The organism is Aquabacterium sp., from assembly GCF_036273115.1.
In the GTDB taxonomy this organism is placed as follows: Bacteria; Pseudomonadota; Gammaproteobacteria; order Burkholderiales; family Burkholderiaceae_C; genus Aquabacterium.
This window is the reverse complement of record NZ_DASUIN010000007.1, coordinates 18,179-43,735: the sequence shown is the minus strand read 5'-3', so window position 1 is coordinate 43,735 and position 25,557 is coordinate 18,179. Positions and strand designations below refer to the sequence as shown.

Genomic DNA, 25,557 nt, shown 5'->3' with positions numbered 1-25,557 from the left:
GTGGAGAGAGTCACGCTGCCCGGCACCTGGATCTGGGCCTGTCGTGCCCGCGCCTGCGCAGACGACACCACCCGCCACTCGACCTGGACGTTCACCGCAGGCGGCGCAGCCAGGACGGGACGGGCGCCCCAGAGGCTCAGGCTGCCCAGCAGCGCGCCGAGAAAGGGGAGGCCAAAGAGGGTGCGCTTTGCAGATCTCATGCCGACAGGTTAGCAAAAGCGCCCCACCTCGCCTCGCTGTCGTTGTGGTCAATGTGCACAACAGCACCGTTGCCTCGGGTTATTTCCATGGCTTGAAATCTTTCAGATGCGCGATGCTCAAGTCATGTCCTGCCAAGTCGATATGGCAAGAACCCTCCGCAGTTCAAGGAGGGACGGCATACACCCCTTTCAGACCGACTCTCGAGATGGAGGCTGACAACATGCAGCTCGAAGCCCTGTTCAAACAACCCCAGGCCCTGCCGGCCGTTCCCAAAATCGTTCACGAGCTGATTGACAGCTTCAACAGCGAAGACATCTCGATTGACGAGATCGCCAAGAAGATCGCGGCCGATCCGGTTCTGTCGGCTCGCCTGCTTCGCCTGGCCAACTCGGCCTACTATCACGTCTCCCGTACGGTGGGCACCGTCAACGATGCCATGACCATGCTGGGCTTCGTGACCGTGCGCACCCTGGTCATCAGCTCTGGACTGACCGGCGGCTACAAGTCCATGCCCGGTCTGGATCTGACCCAATTCTGGCGCTACGGTCTGCACACCGCTGCGGTGGCGGGCTGGTTGGCCAAGAAGGTCGGCATCAATGGCGATCAGGCCTTCACCGTGGGCCTGATGCACTGCATCGGTCAGCTGGTCATGCACGCCGGCATGCCCGAGCCCATGCTGCACCTCGACAAGCAGGCCAATCCGATGGATGCCCGTCGCCTCGACATGGAAACCGCTTCGTTCGGCTACAACTTTGCCACCGTGGGCGCCGAACTGGCTCGCCAATGGCGCTTCCCGCAGCCCTTTGTCGAGGCCATCAAGCACTTCCCCGCCCCGCTGGACGCCCAGCCGTTTGACCAGGTTGCGGCCGTCATCCACCTGGCCGCCTGGCGTGCCCGTGGTGAGCACAACAAGGCCACGCAGGAAGACCTGGAGGGCACCGTGCCCAGCGGCGTGTGCGCGAAACTCGGCCTGTCGCCCGACGTGCTGCTCAAGGAACTGCCTCCTCTGAGCGAACTGTGCGAAGGCATGGAGGCCATGCTGGGTTAAATTGCCAGCGGGTCCACATCGACCGCCCAGCGGATCAGTCCGCTGCGGCGGTTTTTTTGCGCCTCGTCCAGCCACAGCGCCTGAGCGGACTGCAGAAAGCGCTGCAGCGCCAAGCGGTTGGCAGACTCGATCATCATCTGCGCCCGCTCGACATTGGCCACCCGCTGAATGGGCGTGGGCACCGGCGGGTACAGCACGATGGCCTCACCGGCGAGGTCTTGTGTCAACTCGGCCGCCCGGTTCAGGAAGTGCTGGGCAGCCTCTTGCGTCTTGCCCTCGGCGCGCAGCATGGCCAGGCTGGCGTAGGGGGGCAGGCTGGCCATTTCACGCTCACGCAACTGCTGAGCGGCAAAGGCCGCATAGTCATAGCGGCGCAAGGCGGCATACAGGGGATGGGTAGGGTGCCAGGTCTGGATCCACATTTCACTGTGGCCGGCCACCTGGGCGTCGCGGCCGGCTCGGCCTGCGGCCTGCATCAGCAGCGCGAACTGGCGCTCGGCGGCACGGAAGTCGCTGGCAAACAAGGCCGCATCGGGGTTGACCGCTGCCACCAGGGTGATGCGACGGAAATCGTGCCCCTTGGCCACCATCTGAGTGCCCACCAGCACGTCGACCTCGCCGGCATGCACACTGGCCAGTTGCGCTTCCAGCGCGCCCTTGTGCTTGGTGACGTCGGCATCGATGCGCCCGATGCGGGCCTGCGGCAAGACCTCGGCCAACTGCTCTTCCAGGCGCTCGGTGCCGCGCCCCACCGGAGCGATGTCCTGGTTGCCACAGTCAGGGCAGGCCTGCGGCACCCGCTCGGTGAAACCGCAGTGGTGGCAGCGCAAGGTGCGGTCTACCTTGTGGAACACGCGCCAGGCGCTGCAATGCGGGCAGCCACTCTTCCAGCCGCAATCGCTGCAATGCAGCACCGGCGCGTAGCCGCGGCGATTGAGCAAAACCAGGCTTTGCTCGCCGCGCTCGATGCGCTGCGCGATGGCTTGCAGCAACTCTTCGGCCAAGGGCGGGGCACTGCGGCCGGGCAGGGGCTTGGGCACGCGGGTCAAATCGAGCACGCGCACCGTGGGCATGATGCCGTCGCCCACGCGGGCGGGCATGGCCAGGCGCACATAGCGCCCGGCCCCGCCTTCCGCGGTTGGCAAGGCGTTGTACCAGGACTCGAGACTGGGCGTGGCGGAACCGAGCACCACCGGCACCTTTTCCAGGCGCGCCCGGTACACCGCCAGATCGCGGGCGGAATAGCGCGCCCCGTCTTGCTGCTTGTAGCTCGGATCGTGCTCTTCGTCGACCACGATCAAACCCAACCGGGGCATGGACGCAAACACCGACAGGCGCGTACCCAGGACCAGATCGGCATGGCCGGTGTGGGCCATCAGCCAATTGCGCAGGCGCTGGGCGGGCGTCAGGCCGCTGTGCAAGGACACGATGCGCCGGCCGGCAAACCGTGCCGCCACCCGCTCTTCCAGTTGGGGCGTGAGGTTGATCTCGGGCACCATCATCAGCACCTGCTGGCCCGCATCGAGCGCGCGCTGGGCTTGGCGCAGGTACACCTCGGTCTTGCCGCTGCCGGTGCTGCCCCACAGCAGGAAGGGCTTGTCAGTCGGGCCAACCAAGGCCGCCAGGGCCTGGGCTTGCTGCTCGGTCAACTCGGGCAAGGCCTGTGCGCTCCCGCTGTCACGGGCGCACTCGCCATCCTCCTTGCCCACATCCTTGGCCACCGCCTTGTCCAGCCGCTTCAGGCGGCGCCCCCATTGGGTTTCGTCCAGTTGGCGCAATTCGGGCGGCAAGACCATCAAGGTCATTTCCCCCAGACTTCGCTGGTAGTAGCCAGCCGCAAACTGGATCAGCTGGCGCCAGGCGGCCGACAGGGGCGGCAAACCGTGAAGCACCTCGGCCACAGGTTTGAGCTGAGCATCGGCTAGCGCCTCGCTGGACGTGTCGCCATCGTCCCAGACCACGCCGGTCACGACGCGACGCCCCAGCGGCACCCGCACCACGGTACCGGCCGCCAAGGGCTCAGGGCACAGGTAATCAAGCGGCCCCAGCAAACCGCTGTGCTGCGGCGCTTCGACGACGACCCCCACCCGGCACGACGCCACCTGAGGCTGATGATCCGAATGGGAGGGGGGCACTGTCTTGTCTCCGAACTTCCTACAAGAATTGAAAAGCGAACGGCAAGTTGTTGATTTTATTAGGCTGAACCCTTATCCACGGAGCCTGTGGATAACTTTGTGGGAAAGCTTTGCACATGCGCGCTAAATGCTTGTCAGACCGTGATTTGCGCTAGATTGCCTCAAAGTGTGGCACCACACGAGTTTCTATATGAATCAAGCACTTAGCGCATGGTAGCGGACATTTGACCGCGCAACCCACTTCGCCCTGTTTTCGTGCGCTCGCTCGCCTTTTTATGGGGATAAGTGAAGAGCTCCTCGCAAAAACAAAGGGTTTTCCCGAGTTGCTCAATGTCTTACAAGGCTTGTCATCCGGTTGTGACGGATTTCACGCTTTTTACCCCCTTCCGGGTGCCCAGATGACAAGTCACGCCAAAAATCGGAATTCCGGCCAGTCCGTGACTGGACCTTGCCTGAATCATGAAAAGTAGCACCGCAAGAGACCTCGCTAAGTGCTTGATTCATCGTGTCCCGAAGCTTATCCACCTTTCCTGTGGATAACTTTGTGGGAAACCTATGCACACCCCCGCTAAATGCTTGTCAGGACAGGGTTTCCCCTGGATTGCCGCAAACTGGTGCAAATGCAAAGTTCTTATATGAATCAATCACTTAGAACACACTTACGTGCTTTGCGGGGCAATGGCCATGCACAACTTCAGAGCAAGCCTCGCTCGCCGTTTTGTGGGGATAAGTGACCTCGAATAGCACAAAAATGAAGCCATTCGCGCGCCGAACTGCACCCAAAACTGTGCTAGGCCCACCTCATCTGGCGCGAATGTGCGACAGCCGGGTCACGCTGCGCCCCGGGCGCGGTAAGCGCGAAACCACAGCCCCCCTTGTTCCGGGATGAAGGAAAACCCTTGAGGTGGATATGAACAGTCGTTCGATACAGGTATGCTTGCAAGTCTTCCTATTTCTTTTTCCTGAGAGACATTGCAATGAGCTTCTCGATCGAATCCAAACTGGGCGACCTGCTGGACAACGAAACCACCAAGGCCATCCTGGAAAAGCACATGCCCGGCATTTCCACTCACCCCCAAATCGGCATGGGCAAGGGCTTTGCTCTGTCTATGGTTGCCAAGTTCTCGGGCGGCCTGATCACCGAAGAAATCCTGCAAAAGGTCAACGCCGAACTGGCAGCTCTGGGCTGATCCCCGAGCTGACTTCGGTCAGGAACGAAAAAGCCCGCTGCTTCAGCGGGCTTTTTTCATGGCCTTACGCCATCAGCGCGCGGCCAAAACGTCAGCAGGCCTCAGGCTAGGCCACTGCCCATAGGCAGCCCCACTCCTGGCTGCACGACCGGCCAGGGCGCCACGCCCAGATGGCGCTCCAGCACCGCAGACAGGTCTTCACGCGAAAACGGCTTGCCCAGGTGATCGTCCATGCCGGCATCCAGACAGGCTCGCTTTTCCTGCTCGTCCACCGTGGCCGTGAGGGCCACGATCGGCACACGTGGCCACTTGCGCTCGCGTTCGCGCCGACGAATCTGGCGCGTGGCTTCGTAGCCGTCCATCTGCGGCATGATGCAATCCATCAAGACCAGATCGGCCTGCTGCCCGGCCAGCCATTCGACGGCCTTGGCGCCATCGTCAACCACCCGCACCTCAACCCCCATCTGACGCAAGCTGGCCTCGGCCACCAAGGCATTGATGGGGTTGTCTTCCACCAGCAGCACGCGACAGGTGGTCCATGCGGATGCGGTGCCCGATGGACATTCATTAGGCGCCTCAACTGGCGCCACCGGCTCAAGCTCGGCCGAGGTCGCCGGGGGCAATTGCAGGGTACAGACGAAGCGCGAGCCTCGTCCGACCTGGCTGGTGCAACTCAGATCCCCCCCCATGGCCTGACACAGTTGCCGGGAAATGGTCAGCCCCAAGCCGGTGCCTTCGTGCCGTCGCTTGTTGCCCTCGACCTGGTGGAAGGCCTCGAAGATGTGGGCCAGCTGGCATTCAGGAATGCCGATGCCCGTGTCTTCCACCACCAGCTCCACCGTACAGCCATCTGCCTGCAGCGTAGCCAGCACGGCGACCTGGCCCTCTTCGGTGAACTTGATGGCATTGCCGATCAGGTTGTGCAGCACCTGGCGAACACGCATGGCGTCGCCCCGCACGGGATGGCTGGCCGGCAACCCCGAACGCACCACCAGAGCCAACCCTTTTTCGCGCGCAGACACGCCCGACAAGGCCAACACCTCATCGAGCAGCAGCCCGAGGTCGAAGGGCTTGCTTTCCACTTGCAGGTGCCCAGCTGCGATGCGAGAGAAATCGAGCACATCGGTCAGCACGGTGAGCAGATGCTCGCCAGAACGCTCAACGAGCTCCAGACGACGCCGTACCGGCGGACGGGTCTCTTCTTCGCGCAGCATGCGTGTGAGCCCGAGCATGCCGCTCAAAGGGGTTCGCATCTCATGGCTGACGGTGGCCAGGAAGCGGCTCTTGGCTTCACTGAGGCGCTCGGCCACATCGCGGGCTTCCTCGCGCTGACGTGCCACGGTTTCCAGTGCAAAACGCAGACGCAGCAGCTCGGTCATGCGGCGCTGGGCTCGCAGGGTCTCCATCTGCAGCACCACGGCCACCCCTGCCAGGCACAAGGCCCCGAACAAGCCATATTGATCGCCGCGGGCCAGGCAATACAGAAAATTGGGACCGATGACCGCCAACTGCAGGCCCAACGACGCGCGCGCATCCATGTGCAGCATGAAACTGCCCGCAGCCGCCACAGCCACCACACAGGCCAGGGTGACCGCCCCCAGTTCAATTTGCGCATGCGGCGTGAGCCACCAGCCCACACCGCCCCAGATCAGGGAGTCGAGCACCAGCAAAACCATGAACCACCGATACCAATGGGCCTGGTCCTGGTGCGGCGAACGCGCATAGGCGCGCGCCTGCCAGACTCTGGGAACCAGAATCAACCATTTGGCGGCGAGCCAGGGCCACAACACCGTCGGATCGACCAGCGGAGCAATCAGCCAGCACATCACGGTAGCAAACAAGCAGGAAAACACGCTGATCGAGGTGATGTGCCCCAACAGCATGCCCGTGCGCGCCTGGCGAATCCGCAATTGCAAGTCTGAATCTTCGATCTCCGACAGCGCGGATCGGACTGTCTGTCGAGTGTCGGTAACCATCTACTTCCTCGTTACTCAATGAGTATTGAAGGCGATTGGCGCGATAGGACAAAGGGTTTTCGCGAAAAGGCGCGCCGATCTGAACCCAGGTTCAGATCAGGGCATCCCCCATACGGGGGGAATGCAAAACACAGGCCCGAGGGTTGTCCCTTGACGTTCAGAGACGGCCACGGCACTGCGACGCACCACAGCGACACACCAGGCGGCCGGCATGGTGCGTTTCACCATAGTCGGCCGACAACTCCTCACCGGGCTCAATGTCACGCAGGGCGTAAAACGCCACCCGACCTTGCTGAACCTTCAAGACCAGATTGGGTGCACACGAATGATTCGCGTAGCGCAGCGGGTCGGTCGACTCGCTGGCATCAACGGCCCGCTTGTCGGAGATGGCAATCATGAAAATGCGCCCGGTCTGGCGCTCGGCGGCCTTGGCCCGCGCACGGGCTTCGGCCATGGACACGAACTCGCCGCGAATTTCACCCACCTTGGCGCGAGCCGGAATCGGCGCTTCGGCAAACGCCCCCAGCCCATCGATGTGACTGGGGCCCACACGCACCGGAAACTTCTGAGGGTTGGCTGGACGGCCCTTGGACTCGGCGGCCGCGGCTTCAGCGCGAACCGCCCGCCCCTCCGCGCTGGGCTGTTCAGACTGACTGCGGGTGAGGATGCGCAACACTGGCATGGTGGCCCCCGCCTCAATCGGCTGGCAACAGGCCATCGGCGCGCAGCAGGCTTTCCAGCGCCTGCTCGCGAATGCCGTAGAAAGCCTTGATGTCGCGAATCTGCTGAACCACTTCCTCGTTCGAGCGCGCCTTGCTGCGCTTGACCGCCAGGATCATCTTGTTCTTGTTGGTGTGTTCCAGCGAAATGAATTCGAAGACCTGGGTGTCATAGCCGGCGGCATCGAGCAGCAAGGCCCGCAGGCCATCGGTCAGCATTTCGGCTTCCTGCCCCAGGTGAATGCCATGCTGCAAGATGGGGCGCAGCGGGTGCGGGCTGAGCAATTGCGGCCGCACCTGCTTGTGACAGCACGGTGAGCACATGATGATCTCGGCCCCGGCGCGAATGCCCAGGTGAATGGCGTAGTCGGTGGCAATGTCGCAGGCATGCAGGGCGATCATCACATTCAAGGCAGCGGGGTGGTAGTCGCGCACATCGCCTTGCTCATAGTCCATGCCCTGCAGGCCCAGGCGCTGGATCACACCTTGACACAACTGGACAAGTTCGTCGCGCAACTCCACCCCCGTGACGCGCACATCGCGATGCAGGGTGTTTTGCAACCAGTCATGAACGGCAAAGGTCAGGTATCCCTTACCCGAACCGAAGTCGACCACATGGATGCGCTCTTGCTCGGCCAGGGGCGAACGCTCCAGCGCAGCCGCCAGCACCTCAATGAACTTGTTGATCTGCTTCCATTTGCGCGCCATCGCAGGAATGAGGTGGCCTTGCGCGTCGGTCACGCCCAGTTCGTGCAGGAAGGGGCGCGACAGGTCGAGGAAGCGCTGCTTGTCACGGTTGTGCGACTGCGTGGCTGCCGCTGGGGCCTGAGCGTTGTCGCTGCGCCCCACTCGCACGGTGGCCTTGCCCTTCTTGCTCCACGCCAACTGCCACTCCTGGCCAGGTGTGTGAACGTGCGCATTGCGAAAACCTTGCATGCCCAGCAGGTCCATCACAACCTGCAAGCCTTCTGCCTGAGGCAGGTTGCGCGTGATGTCTCGCGTCTGGTATCGGTAGACAAAAGACAGGCAATGTTGCTCTTTCAGCACGATTGGGCGCACGATGACCCGTTGCAACTGCGGCTCGTTGCCGGCATAGTTGGCCAGAACCACTTTGATCAGGGTGTGCTGAGACAGCGCATCGGTCAGGTGCGCGCGAAATCGGTCCAGGGCAGGGTCTTGCATAAACCGTATTGTCGCGCCTAGGGAGACCTGCACAGGCCAGTCTGGGGTGCAGGACGCATCGAAGTCCGGCAGTACAACACATCACGCCAAGCGGAGAGCCCCGGATGGTGATCGACACATTGCGGCAAGGCACGATCCTGATCGTCGACGACGACCCCGTGATCGTGCAATCGCTGGGGCGCATGCTCGAGGGACTGGGCCAGATCCGGTTTGCACTGAGCGGCTCGCAGGCGTTCAAACTGATCGCCGAAGCCCCTCCCGACATCATCTTGCTGGATGCCGACATGCCCGGGCTCAGCGGATACGAGGTGTGCCGCGCGCTCAAGCAGTCGCCCGACGCACGCGACATCCCCGTCATTTTCATCACCGGCCACAACGACGAAGCGCACGAACTGGCGAGCCTGGAAGCCGGTGCGGTCGACTTCATTGGCAAACCACCCAAGCCCCTGCTTGTGCAGGCACGCGTCAAGGCCCACCTGCACCTCAAGCTGACCACCGACGCCTTGCGGCGCAGCGCCAACTCCGACCCACTGACCGGGCTGGCCAACCGCCGCGTGTTCGAGCAAGTTCTTGAGCGTGAATGGGATCGCGCGCGCCGCACCGCCACTCCCATCTCGCTGTTGATGGTCGACATCGATCACTTCAAGCGCTTCAACGACAGCCAAGGCCACCCGGAAGGTGACCGCTGCCTGATTCAGGTGGCGCACCTGATTCAACAGTTGGCCAAGCGCCCCGCCGATCAGGTGGCGCGCATGGGCGGCGAAGAGTTCGTGGTGTTGCTGCCCGAAACCGATCAGGACGGCGCCCGGCACGTGGCCGGCCGCATCGTGGCCGGCGTGGAGGCCATGGGCCTGGCCCACCCGGCATCGCCCGTCGCCGAAGTGACCACCGTGTCGGTGGGGGCAGGCAGCATCTCGAGGGTTCCCGCCCTCGACGCCACGGGCGTGCATGGCGAAGAGGCTCACGGCCCGATGGCCTTGATTCGGACCGCCGACAAGGCGCTCTACCAGGCCAAGGCGGGGGGGCGCAATCGCTTCGAGTCAGCTCGCGTCGACGAAGCCCCCAGGGCATGAGCCTGCCCCATGCCGAGCCGCACGCGCCCGCTGACGTGGTCCCTGCTGGTCTTCATCGCTGGCATGCTGGCGACCACGGGCTGGACCGCACATCAGCAACAGCTGAATCAGGACACCATCGAGCGGCAATTTGCCGTGGCGGCAAGCAACCTCGCAAATCAGATCGTGGAGCGCCTGTTTCGGCTGCAATACGGGCTGCGTGGCATCCAGGGCGCGGTTCTGGGCTCAGAAGAATCGCATCTGTCACATGAGGTGTTCGATGCGGTCAGGCAAGCCGACAACCTCGAACTCGAACTCAATGGGGCGCAAGGCTTTGGTTATCTGCGTGATCGGCCCTCTGCCTCGGGCGAGCGATTGGAGGCCCCCATTGTGGTGGCCCTCGACGATTCGCCCCACACCGCCCTGCAAGCGATCCTCCAAGGCACCGTGGCTCGACAAGCTGCGCACAGCGCCTGGGCCCGGAAGACCCCAACCCTCAGCCGACCGCATCTCCCCGCCAGCTCAGCACTCAGCGCCCAGCTGGTCTTGCTTCTGCCGGCGCCGACTCGCGACAAGCCGAGCGCAGAAACTGCCCCCTCCGCATCCGTACATGGCAGCTGGGTCGGGCTGGTTTTTGACCCTGCTTCAACGCTGGTCGACCTGATCCCTGCGGAAGCGGGCTACCAGCTGACCATCACCGATGTCACCCCCGGAGAGCCCACCACCACGGTGCTGCAGTCGCGCCCGCAAGCCCACAGCAGCCAATGGCCGTCGCACTGGCAAAGCACCCGCGAGGTGATGGGCCGTCGATGGTTGATCGATGCACGCGCCGATGCGAGCTTTGGCCAGAATCTGGATCTGCCGCAGCCTGGCACCATCGGCTGGCTCGGTCTGGCCGCCTCGGCCTTGTTGGGCGCGCTGGCCTATGCGTTTGCCAGCAACCATCAACGGCGATCTGACTTGCGACAGCAACAGGCGCAACTGGCCGCCATCGTGCATCACACGAGCGATGCGATCATCAGCCACGACCTGTCGGGGCTGATCCTGAGCTGGAACGAAGCGGCCGAGCGGATTTTCGGGGGCTCCGCGCGCCAGCGCATCGGCCAACGCTGGCAAGACCTGTTGATTCACGGTGACGACGAAGCCCGGGACGAGCGCCTGATCGAGCACGTGATGGCTGGGCAGAATCCGCCGCCTTGCGAAACCGTGCTGAAAGATGCCGAGGGCCACCCCATTGATGTGTCGATGAGTGTGGCCGCCATCGCCGATGCACACGGGAAAGTGCACCGCATCTGCCGCACGATTCGAGACAACCGCGAACGCAAGTTGGCAGACAGCCGCCTGCGTGAACTGGCGCAGAACCTGGAACAACAGGTGCAGCATCGGACTGCGGAACTGGATGCCGCCACCCGCCACCTGCAATCGGTACTCGACGGCATGCCCTCCATGATCGGGTACTGGGACCGTGAGCTGATCAACCGCTTTGCCAATCGGGCTTATGCCCACTGGCTACAGGCGCCGCAAGGGCATGTGGTGGGCCTGCACATGGAGTCCGTTCTTGGGCCACAGGGGTTTGCGGCCATTCGCCATCATGTCGACAAGGTGCTGGCAGGCAGCAGCGAAACATTCGACCACACGGAGGCCCAGACGGGCACCGAGGTCGTGCGCCATCTGCAAACCCACTTCCTGCCCGACCGCGATGGCGAGGACATCAAAGGCTTCTACGTGCTCATTCACGACGTCACCGAACGACGCCGGGTGGAGGAGCGCCTGCGCGCCAGCAGCGAGGGCTTTCTCGAACGCGCCGGCCAGATGGCTGGGGTGGGGGGCTGGGAAATGGACCTGGCCTCGGGTGAAATGCTGCTGACGAGGCAGACCCGCCGGACTTTTGGGCTGAGCGATGACCAACGCCTCACACAAGCCGAGGCCTTGCAGCACTTCCCCTCGCCAGCGCGCGAGTTGCTTCGCCATGCCATTCAAGACGCCGTTCGATTGCAGAAAGGCTGGGATCTCGAACTGCCCTTCATCAACGCACAGGGCGCCCGCCTGTGGGTGCGCATGGTGGGCGGCGTCGACCCCCGGGCCACACTGAGCGAAGGCCGCCCAGCACGGCTGGTCGGTGCGCTGCAAGACATCACCAGCCAGCACCTGACCGAGCAGGCCTTGCTCGAGGCCAAGCGCCACGCCGAGGCGGCGAGCTCAGCCAAGACCGAATTTCTGGCCAACATGAGCCACGAGATCCGCACCCCCCTCAATGCCGTCATCGGCATGACGCACCTGCTGGGCGAGTCACTCAAGAACGTGGAACAGCGCGAGTGGGTGGCCAAAATTCAGGCAGCCAGCCAGTCTCTGTTGGCCTTGCTCAACGATGTGCTCGACCTGTCGAAGATCGAAGCTGGGGAGTTGCGCCTGGAGACCACGGCCTTTTCCCTGCGCCGCTTGCTGAAAGACATCGAGTCCCTGTTTGCCGCCCAGGCTCAGCAAAAGGGGCTGAGCTTTACCTTGAGCGCCCCGGCCGAGGTGCCCGATTGGGTTCAGGGCGACCCGCTACGCCTGCGCCAGGTGCTGCACAACCTCCTGAGCAATGCGTTCAAGTTCACCCAACACGGGCAGGTTCAGCTGAGTGTGCGGGTGCTGGCCCTGTCGGCCACGCAGGTCGAACTGCGCTTCACCATCAGCGACACCGGGCTGGGCATCAGCCCCGAAACACAGACCCGCTTGTTCCAACCCTTCACCCAGGCCGATGCCTCCACCACACGCCGCTTCGGGGGCACCGGCCTGGGCTTGTCGATTGTTCGCCGGCTGGTCACCTTGATGAGTGGCGAAGTCGGCGTGCAAAGCGAGGAGGGCAAGGGCAGTCAGTTCTGGTTCAGCCTCCCCATGTTGCTCGCCGATGAGCAAGAGGCCGGCTCAATCGGCCCCGAGGCCCTGCGGGTGTGGGTGGTGGGCAACCATGACGAGGACATGTCGCAACTGACCAGCCTGGCCACTGAACTGGGGTGGCAAGTGGCCGCCTTCGGCATGGATCACACCGACTCAGGCCTGCAGGCATTGATGCCGGAAGCAGGCCGTCCCCAACGACCCGATCTGGTCCTGATCGAACATGCGCTGGTCGACTCGCTGTGGTGGCAGGATGTGGCGACGCACCGCATTCCAAGCCGACCGGGCAAAACCACCCCGATCCTGCCCTATGCCCCCCAGACCCAGACCTGGACTCACCTCAGTCTGTATAACGCCGCGCTGCGGGCGATCTGGCAAGCGCAGGGCACCGCCCAGCACCTGTATGCCGGCACCCGAGTCGATCGCCTGATGGCCCGGTGGCTCGATGGCATCAAGGTGCTGGTGGTAGACGACAGCGACATCAACCAGGAAGTGGCCGTTCGGCTGTTGCGCAACGAGGGGGCAGCGGTACAAACCGCCTCACACGGCTTGGAGGCCTTGAACCAGCTGCAGAGTCAGCCGACTCACTTTGACATTGTGCTGATGGATGTTCAGATGCCGATCATGGACGGCATCGAAGCCACCCAGCGCATTCGCGAACACCCTGCGCTCCAGTCGCTGCCGATCGTGGCGCTGACTGCGGGCGCCATGCTGTCGGAGCGACAGCGCGCCATCGAAGTCGGCATGAATGACTTCGCCAGCAAGCCCCTGGACCCGCATGCGCTTGTCGGCGTCATCCGACACCATGTGCAGCATGCCCGCGGCGAAGTGGTGCCCATCACCCCGGCACACCCCACGCTCCCTCAAACGCCGACTTGCTGGCCCGCCCTCGATGGCATCGACATGCAGGCGGTGGCAGCCGAGTTTGGCCAGGACATCGGCTTCTACCGGAGATTGCTCAAGCGCTTGCTGAGCGAATACGGGCCGGCTCATGGCAGCTGGCGAGCCCCCCCCGAGTCAGGCGGCGTCAGCGCACCACTGCGAGCGCGTTTGCACAAGCTCAGTGGCACGGCCGCTGTGCTGTGCGCCCATGAACTGGCGGCCCTGGCCAAGCGCGCCGAACAGCACATCGAGCACGACCCCCAGGCCGATCTGACTGCCGAGGCCCAGGCCATCGACGCCTGCCTCATTCGACTCGAACACGCGGCGCGCGACTGGCTGGGCTCACCCGATGCCAACGAACCCAGCCAGCGGCCTGATACGCCTTCGGTGCTCGACCCTGCGAGTCTGGAAGCGTGGCGGCATGAATTGGCGGCCCAGAACCTCGATGCGCTGGGGCGGTTTCAGACGCTGGGGCCCGCTCTTCGCGCTCAGCTAGCGGCCGAAACGTTCACGGAACTCGAACGGGCATTGGAGTCGCTCGACTTTGCCCAGGCCCTGAGCCTCCTGCAAGAGCAGGGGATCGGGGCAAACACACTGTCCGATCCAGCTTAGCCGCGCACTCAGCGGGGCGCGAAGGCCGCGGCCAGGCCGGTCAGCAAGACCTCGATCATGAGGTCGCGATGGGCTTCGTTGGGCACCTCGGGCATCCAGGTGTCATCCAGCCCCATCACCAGATGGCGCGCCGTGAAACCGTGAATGCCCTCCCAGAAGATCTGGGTCATCAGGTCCACATCGACATCCAGGTCACGCACCACGCCGGTGGCCGCCCATTGGGCAAACAAGGCTCGCGCAAATGCATAGGGGTCTTGCAGCGGGTCGCCATGCTGAACCCGAGCGGACTCGTTGGGCGCGTGGGGCCGCCGCTGCATGAACACGAAAGCGTATTCATCGGGATGGGTGACACCGAAATGAATGTAGGCCCGTGCGGTGGCCCGGATGCGATCCAGAGGGTCGGTGTGCGCCTCCACCGCCTGCCGCATGAAGCCGGTCAGCTCCAGCAAGTCTTCGTCCATCGCCTGGGTGATCAGGGTGCCCTTGTCACCAAACAGCGAATAGACCACGGTGGTGGAATACCCCGCCAGCTCGGCCACCTTGCGCAAGGAAATTTCTCCCACGCCACCTTTTTTGATGAGCTTGCGCACGATCTTGATGATGGCCTTGCGACGCTGTTCGGCTTCACGTTGCTTGCGGGCGTCTTTGGGGGTGGAAGACAAGGGGCGAGACTCCACAGAGTTGCAGGGTTTGTCTGGATAACACAGGGATAACGGCAAGCATATTCTGATAACACTGTTATTTTTTCAATCAGTGTTTCTTTTTATGCCAGCGATTTTTGTTCGACTCTCGACCCGCCTGCTGTGCTCCGGCCTGCTTGCCACCTTGGCAGCCTGCGGCACCGATTTGCCCGTCGAGCCGACCGAACAGGACGTCGCCCGCGCCGAAACCCTGCGCCCGAAGGATGCCCGCCTGGCCGAACAGTACGAACGCGCCTGCCTGACCTGCCATGCCACCCGAAGCGCTGCGCCGCTGACGGGCTTTGCCCCCGCCTGGAAGCCACGGCTGGCCCAGGGCATGGACGTGCTGGTGGCCCATGCACGTGATGGCTACAAGGGCATGCCTGCCAAAGGCCTGTGCAGCGACTGCTCTGACACCGATCTGCGCGGGCTCATCGCTTTCATGAGTCAAGCCCAATGAACACCACGCCTCCCCGTCGCCAGTTTCTCGCCACCGGCACCGCCCTGACACTCGGGGGCTTGGGTGGCGTCTTCGCACAACTGGGTTGGGCCGAACCGGCCCTGGCAGCCTCCACCCAGGCCGCCCCACCGGCCGGCAGCAACTGGCATAACTGGTCAGGCATCCAGACCGCGCTCGCCCAGGCCCTGCCTACCCCGGCCTCGGAAGCCGAATTGCAAGCCCTGCTGGCGCGCAGCACCGGCGAGATTCGGGCGGTCGGCTCGGGTCACTCCTTCACCGCCCTTGTGCCCACCAGCGGCACCATCGTCTCGCTCGACCGGATGTCGGGCGTGATCTCGGTCGACAAGCAGGCCATGACCGCCACCGTCAAGGGCGGCACCCGGCTGGGCGTGCTGGCACGCGCCCTGGAAGCTCAGGGTCTGGGCTTGCGCAACCAGCCCGATGTGGACGTGCAAACCATTGCCGGCGCCATTTCGACCGGTACCCACGGCACCGGGGCCACCTTGCCCGCCTTGCACGACGACGTGATCGCGCTGCGCATCGTCAAACCCAATGGCGAGGTGGTGGACATCAACGCCCAGCGCCAGCCCGAGTGGCTGGCCGCCGCCCGCGTGTCACTCGGCAGCCTGGGCGTGATCTCGCAAGTGACCTTGCGGGTGCTGCCGGCCTACAACCTGCAACGCAAGGTCTGGCTGCAGCCCATCGAATCGCTGCTGCAACAGGCGCCGCAACTGGCCCAGCAGCATCGCCACTTCGAGATGTACTACCTGCCCTTCACCGGCTACGGCGCGGCCATTGCGCACGACGTGTACACCGGCAACGACCTGTATTTCCCGAAAGCCGCCGATGACGACGTATTGGCTGATCTACGCAAGCTGCGCGACTGGTTGGGCCGCTTCCCCAAACTGCGCCAATGGGCTGCCAGCAAGCTGATTGACCCAAGCATGACGGAAGAGGCCCGCCAGCGCTCTTGGAAGCTGCTGTCATCGGTCCGCCCGGTGAAGTTCAACGAATCGGAATGGCACGTGCCGCGGGAGCAGGGTGTCGCATGTCTGCGCGACATCATCCAGACCATCGAAAAGCACAACGAGGCTTTCTTCCCCATCGAGTTCCGCTTCATCAAGGGCGATGGCGCCTGGCTCAGCCCCTTCTACGGGCGAGAAAGCTGCTCGATCGCCGTGCATGCTGCTGCCGACGAGCCCTACCAATACCTGATCGACGATTGCGCCCCGATCTACCGCCGCCATGGCGGCCGCCCGCACTGGGGCAAGTTGCACCTGATGGGCACACGCGAGCTGTCTGCCATGTACCCCAAGTGGTCCGACTTCCAGGCCGTGCGCCAGCAGTTCGACCCACAAGGTCGCATGCTCAACGCCCACCTGCGCAAGCTGTTTGCCAACGCCTGACGCCAGCCCCCCCAGGAACCGCACCATGCCCCGCTTGAGCCGCCGCCAATTTGTGACCACCGCCAGCCTGGCTGCGGTGGCTGGGGCCGTGGCCCTGCGGCCGAGCGCGCAGGGTGGCCCGCACGATGCCTACTTCCAGCGCCTGCAGGCCGCGTTGCGCCAGGCCGGCGTGGGCACCCCCACACTGGTCATTGACCGCGAACGCCTGCAAGCCAATGCGCGCCAGGTGGTGCACAACATCGATGGTCGCATGCAGCTGCGGCTGGTCAACAAGTCGCTACCGAGCCTGGCCTTGCTCGATGAGCTGACGCGTCTGACCGGCACGACCCGCCAGATGGTGTTCAACCTGCCCTACCTGCAACTGCTGGCCCAGCAGCGCCCCCACAGTGACGTGCTGCTGGGCAAACCTTTGCCTGTGGCCGCGGCGGCTCGCTTTTACGCCCAGCGCCCCAGCTCAGGTTTTGATCCATCCACACAGCTGCAATGGCTCATCGACACACCCGAGCGGCTTCAGCAGTATCGGGATCTGGCCCGCGCTCAAAAGATTCCCATGCGGGTGAACCTGGAAATCGACGTAGGCCTTCACCGTGGCGGCATTGCCGATGAAGCCACGCTCCTGTCCATGATCAAGCTGCTGCAGGAAGAACCCTTGCTGCGTTGGTCAGGCTTGATGGGCTACGACCCGCACACCGAGAAAATTCCCGACCTGCCAGGCATGCGTCAGGCCGCACGCGATCACGTCAAGACGACATACCAGCGCATGGCCGATCTGATGCTGGCCAGCCCCGTGGGGCAGCACCAGCCACAGCCTCGCACAGCCCTGACCCTGAACACGGCAGGCTCACCAACCTACCGCCTGCACGATGGCCGAGGCGCCGCCAACGAAGTCTCGGTGGGCTCGGCCATGGTCAAGCCCACCGACTTCGACACCCCCTTGCTGGCCGATCTCAGTCCAGCGTGTTTCATCGCCACCCCGGTCATCAAAAGCGGGCCGTTTCAGGCGCCGCACGGCGTGGAGTGGATTGGCCAAGCAGCCCAGTGGTGGGACCGCAATCAGCGCCACGGCGTCTTCATCTACGGCGGCCATTGGCTGGCGCAGCCGGTCTCGCCGGCAGGCCTGGCTCCCAGTGGCCTGATCGGCCCTTCATCGAATCAACAGATCTTGCTGGGCTCGGGCCTGCAAGGCCTGCACAGCGACGACTTCGTGTTCCTGCGGCCGACGCAAAGCGAGGCCGTGCTCCAACAGTTTGGCGACATCGCCGTCTACAGCAACGGGCGCATCACCGATTGGTGGCCCGCGTTTCCTGCTCAAGCCTGATTTTTGAAAAGAGGTGCTTCATGAATCTGCGTTGCCTGCAGAGGCCCCTGGCCGTCCGTGCCCTTCGAGCCAGCGGGCTGGTTTCACTCAGCCTGCTGTGCGCCAGTGCGTGGGCCGCCCCCACACCGCAAGACGCCAAGGGCCTATGGCTGAGCAGCGACAAGGGCGCCATCATTGAATTCAAGGATTGCCCTGACACCGCCGGCGCCCTGTGCGGCACCATCGTCTGGGACAAGGATGCCGGCACCCCGCTCGACACCTGTGGCGTGCTGATCTCGAAGGTCAAACGCTACGCCGACGAGGCCTGGCGCGATGGCTGGGTGTTCGACCCCCGCAGCAAGAAGCACTACAAGGCCGCCATTCGCGTCAACAAGGACAGCAAGCCCGAAACCCTGCTGCTGCGCGCATTCATCGGCACCGAAATTCTGGGCGACACCGAAGAGATGACCCGCGTGGCCAGCCTGCCCAGCGGCTGCAAGACCCGTTGAAGACAAGAGGAGACAACGATGAAAACCCACCACCCCACCGCACGCACCGTGGCGACGCACGCCTTGAGCGCATTGGCCTTGAGCACCGGCCTGCTGACCTCGGCGCAGGCCGCACCCGACGACGAGCCCGCCATCCAAAGCTACGCCATCGACTACGAAGCCAAACTGCTGACCGATCGCCGCACGAATGGCCTGTCTGACACCTTCCTGCGCCCTGGCGCCGAGTTCACCGTGAACGCCGCGCACGAGTCCGGGTTGATCGGCTACCTGCAAGTGGGCAGCGTGGCGCGTGCCAACTTCCCCGAAAGCAAGCTGTGGACGGCGGTGGCCGCTGCGGGCTATCGCTGGGGCAACCCGCAGGGCTGGCATTACGGCCTGGGCCTGGCCCACGAGATGTTCCCTGGTGCGCAGGTGAAGGATGCCCCCCGCAACCCCTTTGTCGATTTCAACGACACCATGCGCACCCGCTTTGACACGAGCTTTGCCGTGATCGAGTTGGGCTACGGCATCGTCGAAGCCCGTTATCTGCATGTGCTGAGCAAAGACTTCCGAGGCAACAACACGGCGGTGGTGTGCGGCTCGCGCTTCGCACCCGAGTTCGAGGCCTACCTGAATCTGCAGGCCGACCCATCAGAAGCCATTGCCTGCTATGGCGATTCGGTCAAACACAGCCGGGGCTCGCAACTGCTGTCGATCGACACGCGCTACCCCATTGCCCCGCAGACCAAGCTGGTGGCCCACGTGGGCTACACCCAGGTGAAGAACTTCAAGCAAGTCACCACCTACGACTACAAGCTGGGTGTGGCCCACACCCGCTGGGGGCTGGACTTTGAACTCGACGCCGTGGCCGCCGGCATGCGCGACCGCTCCTATGCCGTCACCTACGACGTGTACGGCCACACCAAACGCATTGACCGCACGGCCCTCGTGGCCAGCCTGGCCAAGCGCTTCTGAACGGGGCGGCGTGGGTACCTGATCGAGCACCCCACCTGAACCCCGCCGTTCCTGCTGTTGCGTTACTGACCCTGCGTTGCTGATTGCCCCGTTCGCTCGGGCCTGCCCGGCCCCTGCGCTTCAAGCTGTTTTCTGCTTTTCCAGGAGGTTCCATGGCACACACTGCGATCCGTTCGGTGGCGCTCGCCGCCGCCCTGTCTCTGTCGGCTTGCCTGCATCTGGCCCAGGCGGCTCCGGCCTTTCAGGTCGGGGTAGGCATGAGTGACATCACCGGCGAGGCCGCCGAGGTTGGCATGATGGGCTATGCCTCGCTGGACCAGAAGACCTCGGGCATCCACCAGCGCCTGCGCGCCCGGGCCTTCATCGTGCAGGACAACCGGGGCGCCACGCCCGGCAAGTCAGCCGTGGTGGTGATCACCGACACCGGCCTGGTCACCCAAGCCATTCATCAAGCAGTGCTGGCCCGCCTGGCCACACGCTACGGCTCGCTGTACAACGAGCAAAACGTGCTGATCAGCGCCACCCACACGCATGCGGGGCCAGGCGGCTACTCGCACTATGCGCTCTACAACATCACCGTGCTGGGCTTCCAGAAGGCCACCTTCAACGCCATCGTTGACGGCATTGTCGAAGCCATTGACCGTGCCCATGCGAACAAGGCCCCTGGCGACATCTTGCTGAACCAGGGTGAACTGACCAATGCCAGCCGCAATCGCTCCTCCGCCGCGTTTCGTCGCAACCCGGCGCAAGATCGCGCGGTCTTTCCGCAAGAAATCGATCCTTTGATGACGGTGCTGACCTTTCAGCAAGCCGGGCGCGCCGTGGGGGCCTTGAGCCTGTTCCCCACCCACGGCACCAGCATGACCAACACCAACACCTTGATCAGTGGGGACAACAAAGGGTATGCGGCCTACCACTGGGAGCACGAGGTGGCGGGGGTGCGCTATCGGGCCGATGGCAAGCCCTTCGTGGCCGCGTTCGCGCAAACCAACCCCGGGGACATGAGCCCCAACTTGAACCTGAAGCCGGGCAGCGGCCCCACCGAAGACGAGTTCGAGAACACCCGCATCATCGGGCAACGCCAGTCGGACAAGGCGCGCGAACTGGCCAGCCACGCCAACCAGGTCTTGAGCGGCGAGGTGGACTACCGCATGCGCTTCGTCGACATGAGCCGCGTGCAAGTGGGCAGCGCCTACACCCCTGACAGCCAGGTTCACTCCACCTGCCCAGCCGCGTTGGGCGCCAGCTTCGCAGCCGGCAGCACCGAAGACGGCCCCGGCCCCGGCATTGCGCAAGAGGGCACCGCCAACCCCTTCCTGACCGCGATTGGCGGCTTGCTGTTTCCCATTCCAGACAGCCTGCGGCAATGCCACGGAGCCAAGGAGGTCGTCATTCCGGTGGGTCTGATGCAACCTTATCCCTGGGTACCCGAAGTGCTGCCTCTGCAACTGGTGCGGGTGGGCAATTTGTACCTGGCCACGCTGCCGGGCGAGCCCACCATCATGTCAGGCTATCGCATTCGCCGTCAGTTGGCCCAGACACTGGGCGTACCGGTGAACCAGGTGCTGGTCGTGGGCTACAGCAATGCCTACACCGAGTACATCACCACCCCAGAGGAATACAGCCACCAGGACTACGAAGGCGGCAGCACCCTGTTTGGCCCCTGGACCCAGCCGGCCTACATGCAGGAGCTCGACAAACTGGCCCAGGCCATGGTGCGAGGCGAGAACGTCAGCACCGCCTTACGCCCGCGCGATCTGAGCTGCTGCCAGCTGAACTTCCAGACTGGCGTGGTCATGGACTTGCCGCCGCTGGGCAAGACCTTCGGCACCGTGCTGCAAGATGCCCAAGCCAGCTACCAGCCTGGGCAGACCGTGGCGGTTCGCTTCCAGAGTGCGCACCCCAAGAACAACCTGCGACGCAATGGCAGCTTCCTGGAAGTGCAGCGCTGGAATGGCAACCAGTGGGTGAGTGTGGCCGACGATGGCGACTGGTCGACCCGCTACCGCTGGCGTCGTACCTTCGGGGCGGAATCGGTGGTGGACATCAGCTGGACCATCCCGGCCGACCAGGCTGCTGGCACCTATCGGATCGTGCACGACGGCAATGCCAAGTCGCTGTGGGGCACCATCTCGTCCTTCCGGGGCACGAGCCGTCCGTTCGCGGTCTCGCCTTGATCTGCAGCGCTGTGGCTCACAACTGCGAGATCAGCACGTCGCCGTCCCGACGCGCCACGCCCAGCTTCACCATTTGCTCAGCGGCCACCTGGGCCATCGCGTCGGGGTCCACCGGGTAATGTTCGCGTACCACGTCCAGCATGGCGGCTGCATTGCGCAGCAGGGCGGCCACATCCGCCACCGTCATCTGGCGTGCTGCCAGCAGCTTGAACGCCAGCAAGGCCTTGATGGCGTTGTCGGTGTTGCGGCGGGGGTTGTCGGCCAACCAGCGAATGCGTGAATGGGCGCTCGCCAAGGCGGCTTTCACATCGGTGAAGGGCGCCCCGTGGCCCGGAATGACCAGGCGTGGCGACAGCTGGGCAATGGTGTCGAGCGTGGCCTGCTGCTCGGCAAAGCCTGACTCGCCCATCAATTCGGGAAAGATCACCCCGAAGCCGTTTTCCCACAAGGCATCGGCGCTGATCAGAATGCCAGATCGCTCGCACCACAGCATCAACATGTCGTTGTCATGGCCTGCGGCGCTGAGCACGAGCCAGTCGTCGCCCGCGATGTCAAGCGTCTGGCCTGGCTGCATGACGCGATCGTGGCGAAAGCGGGCACAGGCCTGGCCCGTGGCGGCGTAGCTCAGGCGGCTTTCATCCCATTGGGTCACAGCCTCTTGCAACCCGGGCGGAATCCAGGTTTCGCAATCGTGATGGGCCTGCAAGATGGCATTGCCACCAGCGTGGTCTGAATGCAGATGGGTGTTGAGAATGCGACGCAGCGGCTGGCCCTGCAAGGCCTCGTTGACGAGGGCGAGGGTCTGCTCGGCATGCGTGCCGTACCCGGTGTCGACCACCGTGGGGCAGTCCGGGTCGAGGAAGACGATGTTGTTGGAGGAGAGCCAGCCTCGCTCCAACACACGAATGTGGTCAGGCAACGTCATGGGGCCATCTTAGCGGCCCCTTGGACCACCCCAGACACCTCGCGTCAGACGCGAATGCCTTTGCAGATGCGGGCCCGCTCGGTGGCGATCGCGCGAGCGCGTTGGGCGCGTTGATGCGAGGCCTTCATGACGGGCATGGGGTGCTCATGCTCATACTGCACCCGCTCCCACAGGCTGATGGCCTTGGCGACCCACTCGCAGTAGGCGGGGTCTTGGGGCGAATAAAACGGAATGCCGCGTGCCGTGAGGGCCTCCAGCTCGCGCGAAGCGGCGGTGGAAGCTGCATGTTCCAGCTCCAGCTCCAGCAGGTGCAAAGCATGCACGCGTTTGGGTGCCTCGGGTGCCATCAGTTCGGAACGCAGTTCTTGGGCAGTGGCGCGATGGGGCATGGTGATTCTCCAGATCTGACTGAGCGTCCTTTGGATATCGGCCGTGGCCGATCAGCTTTGAGACGCCGCCGGGAACCACAGTGTCGCGGTCGTGCCTTTTCCCCATTCGCTCGAAAAACAGAGCTGACCACCCATCAGTTCCGCCAATTCCTTCACGATGCTCACACCCAGACCAGACCCCGGAATGTGACCTGACTTGTCGGCCCGGAAAAAGCGCTCGCCCATACGGGCCAAGTCGTCTGGGCGCATGCCCAGCCCTTCATCGCGCACCGCCACCCCATAGCGGATCCCTGATTCCTGGGCATCACAAAGAAAGTGAACACTCACCTTACCGCCGCCGGGCGAGTACTTGTAGGCATTGGACAGCAGGTTGAACAGCATCTGGCTGAGTTGCTGGCGGTCGAGTCGCACCGGCATGGGCTGCTCAAGCGACACCACCGACACCGGCGCCCGCTCGGGCGGCGGGCTGAACGTGGCGAGAATCTGTACGACCTCCTGCTGCAAGTCGACCCGCTGCCAATCGAAGTCTGCCCCGCGTTTGGCCTCGATGCGCGACAGATCCAGCAGCTCATTGAGGATGGTCATCATCACCTGGCTCTGGGTGTGAACCCGTTGAATCAGCGGGCGCACCTGCTCGGGCTTCATCTCGCGCGTCAGCATCAGTTCCGTGTAACCGTAAATGCTGGTCATGGGCGTGCGCAACTCGTGAGCGGCCAGCGACAGGAAGTCAGACTTGATCTGATCGAGGTGGTGCTGCTGGGTCACATCGCACACATACAGCACCAGGCTCACCGCCTCCGAGTCGCTTCTCTGCCCCAACATGGTCAAAACCCGCTCGCCATCCTGTGGAAGCTGCAGGTAGACCCGCACCGGCAGCCCCTGGGTTTCAGGTGCCCAACAGGCCGCCACCCCGGCGAAGGGGCGTTGCGGCGCGGCATGCTGCCGCAGCAGCTGGTCGAGTTGCACCACACTGGCCCCATCGACTTGCGCCCGGCTCAAGCCAGTCAGCGCGAGAAAGGCCTCATTCACAAACTGCACCCGACCCTGCCGGTCAAACGTGACCAAGCCGTCTCGGCTGAGCGAAAAAATCGCCCCCAGGCGCTCGTTGTGCTCCTGCAAGGCCAGCATTTGCTGATTCAGCCTTGCCGACGCTTCATTGAGAGCGCCGCCCAGGGCCTCGATTTCAGCGGTGCGGGTAGACACCGACCACTGCTGCCCATGCGCCTCGTTGAGCCCGATGGCAAAGTGAGTGGCCTCTCTCAGTTCCTGCATAGGGCGGGCCATGACCCGCACCACCAGCCAACCGCTGCCGCCAATGGCCAGCATGGCCACCAGCAGCGCCGAACGCCAGATTTCGCCTCGCAACGCCTCGAGCGACGCCGTGCTGTAGTCCACCCGCACCCAGCCCACCACAGCGCCAGCCCGGATCGGGTGCCAGACCACCAGATGCGTGGGCCCCTCGAACACAGGCGGCACCGCCTCTGGATTCAACGCCGCGTCAGGCAAAGCCAGATGCGTGTTCGGCGGATCAAACACCGCCCGCGGGCGCCCCTCGTCGGAGCGGATCACATGGGTCACGGGTTGCCCCTCGGGCGACACGATGCGGATCTCCATCACCCCATCGAAGTCGGCCGATCGCCGAGCCAGCTCTTCCAGCACATCCAGGCTGTTGGTCAGCAGCGGGTTGCTCGACGAAATCGCCACGTTTCGGGCCAGCGTGGACGCCTGCGCCACCGCAGCATCTCGCAAAGTCCCCCCCAGCACCACCGCCAGATAGCCCCCCAACACACAGATGGCCAGCACCACCAGCACAGCCACAAGGCCGATGAGCTGGTGATGCAAAGGACGGGTGCGGCGCAACAGGCTCAAGCCAGCCCCTCCGCTTTGAACTCATTCGACATAGCGCTCCAGGCGAAGCTTTTCCAGCGGCTGGTAGTCGCGAGCGTAGTCGGCCCGGACCGGCTGAGGCATCAAGACCTCCTTGAGCAGCGCCTGACCGGCAGGGTCTTGTGCCAGCCGCAACAAGGCAGCGGTCACGGCCTCCCGGTTTTGGGGCGAGACACGGGGGTGCGCACTGATCGGGTGAGGGGCCGCCCCCGGCGTTTCCCACAGCACACGCAAACCGGCTCGCACCTCCTCGGGTTCCTTGTCGAGCGTGGCACGCACCCCGCCTGCGGCCGCCGCGCGCCCGGTGAGCACCTGCCGATAGGCATTCGTATGGGTCTTGGCGTAGAAAGGCTGGGTCTCGATTCGATCCACCTCGGCCAGGTGCGAACGCACCAGCAGCGACGCACCAAAGGCATTGGGCGCCGGATAGGCAATCGTCTGCCCGGCCAGCGCCTTCGTGCTGCCGACCGGGTCGTTGTGGCGAACCACCACGATGCCAGTGAGCAGCTTGGCGTCTCGCACCAATGGAAGATAGCCCTGCGCTCGCCGCGCCATGACCTGGTGATAGGGGTTCTGGTAGACCAGATCGGGCACCCCAGCCATCACGTCGTCTTCAAAAGCGGGAATGTCCTTGGCCAGCTTCAATGTGAAGGCCAGACCGGTTTCCTTTTCCAGTCGGGCCAGCAACGGCGCCCAGCTTCGGTTGATCTCGACAGGCTGAAATTGCGGTACGACCTCGACCACCAGAGGGGGGCGGTCGGGTTGGACTTGGGCCTGGGCAAGGCTGGCCCACCCCAGCAAACAGCCTGTCACCCAGCCCCAGGCCCCAGCAACGGTCCGACGTCTATCCTGGCTCACCTCTCGGCGCCCATTCAACGGATGATCCATCACAGCCGACCTCCTCTTGCTGACGACGAGGTCTGATTGTGGACAGGCTCAGGCAAGCGGACAAGGAAAGACTGCTCGCCTGACTCGCGAATGCGACAAACCTGACAA

At 63.8% G+C, this 25,557-nt stretch carries 20 protein-coding genes; 10 read left to right on the top strand and 10 right to left on the bottom strand.

Features of this window, described 5'->3' with window-relative positions; genetic code table 11:
- The coding region (locus VFW72_RS03580) for a hypothetical protein (protein ID WP_329672899.1) at nt 1-200 on the bottom strand (200 nt) is incomplete at its 3' end.
- 221 nt (nt 201-421) lie between these two features.
- On the opposite strand from VFW72_RS03580, the gene VFW72_RS03575 reads away from it, so the two are divergent.
- Nucleotides 422-1,249 carry an HDOD domain-containing protein gene (locus VFW72_RS03575; protein ID WP_329672898.1) on the top strand — a complete coding sequence of 276 codons (828 nt, stop codon included), beginning with the start codon at nt 422-424 and terminating at the stop codon, nt 1,247-1,249.
- On the opposite strand, the gene priA is transcribed toward VFW72_RS03575, so the two are convergent.
- Nucleotides 1,246-3,384 carry a replication restart helicase PriA gene (gene priA, locus VFW72_RS03570; protein ID WP_329672897.1) on the bottom strand — a complete coding sequence of 713 codons (2,139 nt, stop codon included), beginning with the start codon at nt 3,382-3,384 and terminating at the stop codon, nt 1,246-1,248. The two genes, VFW72_RS03575 and priA, sit on opposite strands and share 4 nt — an antisense overlap.
- A gap of 977 nt (nt 3,385-4,361) precedes the next feature.
- Between priA and VFW72_RS03565 the strand changes: the two genes are divergently transcribed.
- The gene (locus tag VFW72_RS03565; RefSeq protein ID WP_329672896.1) at nt 4,362-4,574 is read left to right on the top strand and encodes a hypothetical protein; all 213 of its coding nucleotides are present in this window, start codon (nt 4,362-4,364) and stop codon (nt 4,572-4,574) included.
- 101 nt (nt 4,575-4,675) lie between these two features.
- Here VFW72_RS03565 and VFW72_RS03560 read toward each other — a convergent pair whose 3' ends face one another.
- The 3 genes from VFW72_RS03560 to VFW72_RS03550 all read right to left on the bottom strand — a co-directional run bounded on the left by VFW72_RS03560 (nt 4,676) and on the right by VFW72_RS03550 (nt 8,451).
- On the bottom strand, nt 4,676-6,550 hold the full coding sequence (locus tag VFW72_RS03560; protein WP_329672895.1) for an ATP-binding protein: 1,875 nt from the start codon (nt 6,548-6,550) through the stop codon (nt 4,676-4,678).
- A 157-nt stretch (nt 6,551-6,707) separates the two neighbouring features.
- Entirely contained in the window at nt 6,708-7,232 is a 525-nt protein-coding gene (locus tag VFW72_RS03555; protein ID WP_329672894.1) for an SET domain-containing protein, read from the bottom strand.
- A gap of 13 nt (nt 7,233-7,245) precedes the next feature.
- Entirely contained in the window at nt 7,246-8,451 is a 1,206-nt protein-coding gene (locus VFW72_RS03550) for an SAM-dependent methyltransferase (protein WP_329672893.1), read from the bottom strand.
- Nucleotides 8,452-8,555: 104 nt separating this feature from the next.
- Here VFW72_RS03550 and VFW72_RS03545 point away from each other — a divergent pair, with 104 nt between their 5' ends.
- Together VFW72_RS03545 and VFW72_RS03540 are read left to right on the top strand one after the other, a co-directional pair.
- Nucleotides 8,556-9,524: a diguanylate cyclase domain-containing protein gene (locus VFW72_RS03545; RefSeq protein WP_329672892.1), complete on the top strand. Its 969-nt coding sequence runs from the start codon at nt 8,556-8,558 to the stop codon at nt 9,522-9,524.
- Nucleotides 9,525-9,533: 9 nt separating this feature from the next.
- On the top strand, nt 9,534-13,877 hold the full coding sequence (locus VFW72_RS03540; RefSeq protein ID WP_329672891.1) for an ATP-binding protein: 4,344 nt from the start codon (nt 9,534-9,536) through the stop codon (nt 13,875-13,877).
- A gap of 8 nt (nt 13,878-13,885) precedes the next feature.
- Here VFW72_RS03540 and VFW72_RS03535 read toward each other — a convergent pair whose 3' ends face one another.
- Entirely contained in the window at nt 13,886-14,539 is a 654-nt protein-coding gene (locus VFW72_RS03535) for a TetR/AcrR family transcriptional regulator (protein ID WP_329672890.1), read from the bottom strand.
- A 103-nt stretch (nt 14,540-14,642) separates the two neighbouring features.
- Here VFW72_RS03535 and VFW72_RS03530 point away from each other — a divergent pair, with 103 nt between their 5' ends.
- The 6 genes from VFW72_RS03530 to VFW72_RS03505 all read left to right on the top strand — a co-directional run bounded on the left by VFW72_RS03530 (nt 14,643) and on the right by VFW72_RS03505 (nt 21,360).
- Nucleotides 14,643-15,017, top strand: coding sequence for a c-type cytochrome (locus tag VFW72_RS03530; protein WP_329672889.1), 375 nt, complete (start codon nt 14,643-14,645; stop codon nt 15,015-15,017).
- The gene (locus VFW72_RS03525) at nt 15,014-16,423 is read left to right on the top strand and encodes a D-arabinono-1,4-lactone oxidase (protein ID WP_329672888.1); all 1,410 of its coding nucleotides are present in this window, start codon (nt 15,014-15,016) and stop codon (nt 16,421-16,423) included. Before VFW72_RS03530 ends, VFW72_RS03525 begins: the two co-directional genes overlap by 4 nt.
- Before the next feature lie 25 nt (nt 16,424-16,448).
- Nucleotides 16,449-17,741 (top strand): alanine racemase, encoded by a 1,293-nt coding sequence (locus VFW72_RS03520; protein ID WP_329672887.1) that lies wholly within the window; start codon nt 16,449-16,451, stop codon nt 17,739-17,741.
- Between the two features lie 20 nt (nt 17,742-17,761).
- The gene (locus tag VFW72_RS03515) at nt 17,762-18,229 is read left to right on the top strand and encodes a DUF2147 domain-containing protein (protein WP_329672886.1); all 468 of its coding nucleotides are present in this window, start codon (nt 17,762-17,764) and stop codon (nt 18,227-18,229) included.
- Between the two features lie 18 nt (nt 18,230-18,247).
- Entirely contained in the window at nt 18,248-19,183 is a 936-nt protein-coding gene (locus VFW72_RS03510; RefSeq protein ID WP_329672885.1) for a TorF family putative porin, read from the top strand.
- 152 nt (nt 19,184-19,335) lie between these two features.
- A complete protein-coding gene (locus VFW72_RS03505) occupies nt 19,336-21,360 on the top strand; it encodes a neutral/alkaline ceramidase (RefSeq protein ID WP_329672884.1) in 2,025 nt (674 codons plus the stop codon).
- Nucleotides 21,361-21,376: 16 nt separating this feature from the next.
- On the opposite strand, the gene VFW72_RS03500 is transcribed toward VFW72_RS03505, so the two are convergent.
- The 4 genes from VFW72_RS03500 to VFW72_RS03485 are packed head-to-tail and all read right to left on the bottom strand — an operon-like array spanning nt 21,377 to nt 25,449.
- Nucleotides 21,377-22,285, bottom strand: a complete 909-nt coding sequence (locus tag VFW72_RS03500) for an MBL fold metallo-hydrolase (protein ID WP_329672883.1) — start codon at nt 22,283-22,285, stop codon at nt 21,377-21,379.
- A gap of 44 nt (nt 22,286-22,329) precedes the next feature.
- Nucleotides 22,330-22,674, bottom strand: coding sequence for a hypothetical protein (locus tag VFW72_RS03495; RefSeq protein WP_329672882.1), 345 nt, complete (start codon nt 22,672-22,674; stop codon nt 22,330-22,332).
- Nucleotides 22,675-22,725: 51 nt separating this feature from the next.
- Nucleotides 22,726-24,543 (bottom strand): sensor histidine kinase, encoded by a 1,818-nt coding sequence (locus VFW72_RS03490; RefSeq protein WP_329672881.1) that lies wholly within the window; start codon nt 24,541-24,543, stop codon nt 22,726-22,728.
- Nucleotides 24,544-24,564: 21 nt separating this feature from the next.
- Nucleotides 24,565-25,449 (bottom strand): phosphate/phosphite/phosphonate ABC transporter substrate-binding protein, encoded by an 885-nt coding sequence (locus VFW72_RS03485; RefSeq protein WP_329672880.1) that lies wholly within the window; start codon nt 25,447-25,449, stop codon nt 24,565-24,567.
- Nucleotides 25,450-25,557 lie beyond the last annotated feature (108 nt).

Excerpts from the sequence above, each read along its gene's own strand:
- VFW72_RS03575 (WP_329672898.1), top strand. The coding sequence starts at position 422 with ATGCAGCTCGAAGCCCTGTTCAAACAACCCCAGGCCCTGCCGGCCGTT.
- VFW72_RS03565 (WP_329672896.1), top strand. The coding sequence starts at position 4,362 with ATGAGCTTCTCGATCGAATCCAAACTGGGCGACCTGCTGGACAACGAA.
- VFW72_RS03560 (WP_329672895.1), bottom strand. The coding sequence starts at position 6,550 with ATGGTTACCGACACTCGACAGACAGTCCGATCCGCGCTGTCGGAGATC.
- VFW72_RS03555 (WP_329672894.1), bottom strand. The coding sequence starts at position 7,232 with ATGCCAGTGTTGCGCATCCTCACCCGCAGTCAGTCTGAACAGCCCAGC.
- VFW72_RS03550 (WP_329672893.1), bottom strand. The coding sequence starts at position 8,451 with ATGCAAGACCCTGCCCTGGACCGATTTCGCGCGCACCTGACCGATGCG.
- VFW72_RS03545 (WP_329672892.1), top strand. The coding sequence starts at position 8,556 with ATGGTGATCGACACATTGCGGCAAGGCACGATCCTGATCGTCGACGAC.
- VFW72_RS03540 (WP_329672891.1), top strand. The coding sequence starts at position 9,534 with ATGCCGAGCCGCACGCGCCCGCTGACGTGGTCCCTGCTGGTCTTCATC.
- VFW72_RS03530 (WP_329672889.1), top strand. The coding sequence starts at position 14,643 with ATGCCAGCGATTTTTGTTCGACTCTCGACCCGCCTGCTGTGCTCCGGC.
- VFW72_RS03525 (WP_329672888.1), top strand. The coding sequence starts at position 15,014 with ATGAACACCACGCCTCCCCGTCGCCAGTTTCTCGCCACCGGCACCGCC.
- VFW72_RS03520 (WP_329672887.1), top strand. The coding sequence starts at position 16,449 with ATGCCCCGCTTGAGCCGCCGCCAATTTGTGACCACCGCCAGCCTGGCT.
- VFW72_RS03515 (WP_329672886.1), top strand. The coding sequence starts at position 17,762 with ATGAATCTGCGTTGCCTGCAGAGGCCCCTGGCCGTCCGTGCCCTTCGA.
- VFW72_RS03510 (WP_329672885.1), top strand. The coding sequence starts at position 18,248 with ATGAAAACCCACCACCCCACCGCACGCACCGTGGCGACGCACGCCTTG.
- VFW72_RS03505 (WP_329672884.1), top strand. The coding sequence starts at position 19,336 with ATGGCACACACTGCGATCCGTTCGGTGGCGCTCGCCGCCGCCCTGTCT.
- VFW72_RS03500 (WP_329672883.1), bottom strand. The coding sequence starts at position 22,285 with ATGACGTTGCCTGACCACATTCGTGTGTTGGAGCGAGGCTGGCTCTCC.
- VFW72_RS03495 (WP_329672882.1), bottom strand. The coding sequence starts at position 22,674 with ATGCCCCATCGCGCCACTGCCCAAGAACTGCGTTCCGAACTGATGGCA.
- VFW72_RS03485 (WP_329672880.1), bottom strand. The coding sequence starts at position 25,449 with ATGGATCATCCGTTGAATGGGCGCCGAGAGGTGAGCCAGGATAGACGT.